This window comes from Anaerococcus sp. (assembly GCF_022770135.1).
Taxonomy (GTDB): domain Bacteria; phylum Bacillota; class Clostridia; order Tissierellales; family Peptoniphilaceae; genus Anaerococcus.
The window spans coordinates 1-3,818 of record NZ_JALEIL010000134.1 but is presented as its reverse complement, the minus strand read 5'-3'; the positions used below and the strand labels follow the sequence as shown (position 1 = coordinate 3,818).

General features: G+C 37.6%; 3 protein-coding genes. All 3 read right to left on the bottom strand.

The genetic code is table 11. The features are described 5' to 3' along the window. Window positions 1–255: 255 nt before the first annotated feature. Window positions 256–849, bottom strand: coding sequence for an NAD(P)H:quinone oxidoreductase (wrbA, locus tag MRZ08_RS06985; RefSeq protein ID WP_297381004.1), 594 nt, complete (start codon window positions 847–849; stop codon window positions 256–258). Window positions 850–1,055: 206 nt separating this feature from the next. After that, window positions 1,056–3,458, bottom strand: a complete 2,403-nt coding sequence (leuS, locus tag MRZ08_RS06980; protein WP_297381001.1) for a leucine--tRNA ligase — start codon at window positions 3,456–3,458, stop codon at window positions 1,056–1,058. A gap of 9 nt (window positions 3,459–3,467) precedes the next feature. Then, window positions 3,468–3,818 (bottom strand): amino acid--tRNA ligase-related protein (locus MRZ08_RS06975; protein WP_297380998.1); only part of this gene is annotated, 351 nt, incomplete at its 5' end.

The following is a 3,818-nucleotide window of genomic DNA, read 5'->3' as shown; positions in this document are numbered from 1 at the left end:
ACAGATATTATATTGAAAATATTTTTCTTTATTATAGCTTTCATAAATCCCTCTTTGTATGATGTTTGTAATACAATCGTACATCTTTATCTAACTCTTGTCAAATCTATTATATGAAATTAATCGATATTTTTCAAGATTAACTTTTTTAATCTAAATCTTATTAATATTAAAATATATGTAAATAAAAAGGCCTCAAAGCCTTGATAATTATCATAAAATCAATTATCAATTTACTTTGAGGTCTCTCAAATTTTATTTGCTACAGACTTCTAGAAGTCTCTTAGTTTGGTGGACTACCGCAGGCATTACATCATTGGTAGTTGTTGCGTCTTGTTTTTCTGGGTCTTGGCTTGCACTTACTCCGTAAGGATTTCCTCCTTGTAGGTAGATTGAATCATCTGTGTAGCCAGTTGGAACTATGATTGCTCCCCAGTGCATGGCACTCGTATAGATTGCTCTTATAGTTTGTTCTTGCCCTCCATTTGAGTTTTGTGCAGATGAGAAGGCTGTTACGTATTTATTTACTAGCTTTCCTTCTGCCCATACCCCACCAAGGCTATCGATAAAGGCCTTCATTTGAGCTGCTACATTGCCAAATCTTGTCGGAGTTGAAAATATTATAGCATCTGCCCAAACCAAGTCTTCTGCTGTGGCTTCTTCAATATTTGCTGTCTCCTTTAGAAGCTTATCCCAAGCTGATCCTTCTATTACATTTGATGTATCTAGGCTTTCGTGGACCTTTCTAAGTCTAACTTCCGCTCCAGCTTCCTTGGCAGTTTCATAAGCTTTCTTGGCCATAGAGTAGTTAACCCCTGTTTGTGAATAGTAAATTATAGCAAGTTTCATTATATATTCCTTTCTTTAATTATATCTAGTTAGTTATAATTTCATCTTTATATATATAACCAATATCATTATTTCTAAACATTAAATATCTTTTTCAAAAAGCTTTATCACTTACAAAATTTATGGGATAAAAGAAAAATTATAAAAAAAGAAAAACCCAAAAGTTAGACCTTTGAGTTTTCCTTTAAACTATCTAAGATATCTTCTTAGACAACAATATTTAAGATTTTACCAGGAACGTAAATTATTTTTCTAATTTCCTTTCCTTCGATATATGATTTGATATTATTATCTTCTTGGGCGCTCTTTATAGCATCTTCCTTGCTAGCGTCCTTATCCATCATGACCGTAGCTCTTACCTTACCGTTTACTTGTACTGGCATTTCAAATGAATCGAAGCTTAGCTTATCTTCATCATAGCTTGGCCAAGTAGTTTGGTTAAGCTCTCCTTCATAAGCCATCATCTCCCACAATTCTTCAGTCATGTGTGGAGCTACTGGGTTAAGAAGGGTTATATATGTTCTAAAGTCTTTTTTGGTAATTTTACCAAGGGACTTCATCTCATTTAGAAGGGTCATAAGTTGGGCTATAGCAGTATTGAACTTAAGGTTTTCGTAATCTTCACTTACCTTCTTTATAGTTTGGTTGATTACTACTTCAAGTTCTTTGCTGTATTCTTCGCCTTCTACTACAAGGTCTGTTAGGTTAAATACTCTTTCAAGATATTTCCTACAGCCCCTTACTCCCTCATCTGACCAAATGGCCATTGATGAGAAATCTCCCATGAACATCTCATAGCATCTTAAGGTATCTGCTCCATAATCTCTTATGATATCATCTGGGTTTATTACATTGCCACGAGACTTACTCATCTTTTGGTGGTCGCTTCCTAGGATCATTCCATGGCTAGTTCTCTTCTTGTAAGGTTCCTTTGTTGGAACTACCCCTATATCATAGAGGAACTTGTGCCAGAATCTTGAGTAAAGCAAGTGGAGGGTAGTATGCTCCATTCCCCCATTGTACCAATCAACTGGTGAATAGTAGTCTAGGGCTTCTTTGCTCGCAATGGCTTCCTTGTTGTTTGGATCCATATATCTTAGATAATACCAGCTTGATCCTGCCCATTGAGGCATGGTGTCTGTTTCTCTTTTTGCAGGCTTGCCACAGATTGGACAAGTTGTGTTTACAAACTCTTCTATCTCTGATAGTGGGGATTCGCCTGTAGCTGTAGGCTCATAAGAAGGAACGTCAGGAAGCTTTACTGGAAGCTCTTCTTCAGGAACTGGAACCCAACCGTGCTCTTCGCAGTAGATCATTGGTATTGGCTCTCCCCAATATCTTTGACGAGAAAATACCCAGTCTCTTAACTTAAAGTTGGTCTTAGCCTTACCAAGGCTATTTTCTTCTACATATTCGATTGCTTTTTTCTTAGCATCATTTGCTGATAGTCCGTTTAGGAAGTCAGAGTTGATGGCTTGTCCCTTATTGATATCAGTAGTAGGAAGCTCTTCTCCAGTATCATAGACTGGGATGATTGGCATATCAAATTTCTTTGCAAATTCAAAGTCACGGCTATCGTGAGCAGGAACTGCCATTATTGCTCCCGTACCATAAGTCATTAGGACATAGTCTGATACCCAGATAGGAATTTCCTTATCGTTAAGTGGGTTTATTGCAGAGATTCCATCAATCATAACTCCGGTCTTATCTTTATTTAGCTCACTTCTTTCGAAGTCAGACTTCTTCTTAGCCTCTTCTTGGTAGGCTTCAATTTCTACGAAGTTTTTGATTCTTTCTTTGTATTTTTCAAGTATTGGATGCTCAGGACTAACTACCATGTAAGATACTCCGAAGATAGTATCAGGTCTTGTTGTATAAACTGTAAGTTTTTCGTCTAGGTCTTTTATCCTAAAGTCAACATCGCAACCATGGCTTCTACCAATCCAGTTGATTTGGCTGGCCTTGATTCTTTCTTCGAAGTCAACTTCTTCTAGATCATCTATTAGTCTATCAGCATATTCAGTTATCTTTAGCATCCATTGGTTTTTCATCTTGTGGACTACTTCTGTACCGCACCTTTCGCACTTACCATCTACTACTTCTTCGTTGGCAAGTCCTACTTGGCAAGATGGGCACCAGTTTACAGACATTTCATTCTTGTAGGCTAGTCCATGCTTAAACATTTGAATGAAAATCCATTGGCTCCACTTATAATAGTCTGGGTCAGTTGTATTTACTTCCCTATCCCAATCAAAGGAAAATCCGATTGATTTCATTTGTTCTTTGAAATGAGCAATGTTATCTTCTGTGACCTTGGCTGGGTGGATTTTGTTTTTGATAGCGTAGTTTTCTGTTGGAAGACCGAAGGCATCCCATCCCATTGGATACATTACATTTTCTCCCTCAAGTCTTCTCTTACGAGCTACGACATCAAGAGCAGTATATGGACGAGGGTGGCCTACGTGAAGGCCTTGTCCTGATGGGTAAGGAAACTCTACCAAAGGATAGAATTTCTTCTTGCTCTTATCTATTTCAGACTTAAAAGTCTTTTCCTCATCCCATTTCTTTTGCCATTTTTTCTCTATGGCATTTGGATTATATTCAACCATTTCTTCCCCCTAGTTTTTATCAGCAAAGGCGCGTACGTATCTTGGGTAAGCTAGTACGTCTCTGATATTTTTCATTCCTGTAACATACATTACAGCTCTTTCAAATCCTAGTCCAAATCCTGAGTGAACTACTGTACCAAATCTTCTTAGGTCTAGGTAGTTTTCATATTCTTCTGGATTTAGGCCATTTTCTTCCATTGATTTGTATAATTCGTCATATCTTTCTTCCCTTTGTGAACCACCTATTAGCTCACCAACTCCAGGAACGAGCATGTCGAAGGCTGCAACAGTCTTGCCATCGTCGTTTCTTTTCATGTAGAAGGCCTTGATGTTTTTTGGATAATCAGTTACAAATACAGG

Excerpts from the sequence above, each read along its gene's own strand:
- wrbA (WP_297381004.1), bottom strand. The coding sequence starts at position 849 with ATGAAACTTGCTATAATTTACTATTCACAAACAGGGGTTAACTACTCT.
- leuS (WP_297381001.1), bottom strand. The coding sequence starts at position 3,458 with ATGGTTGAATATAATCCAAATGCCATAGAGAAAAAATGGCAAAAGAAA.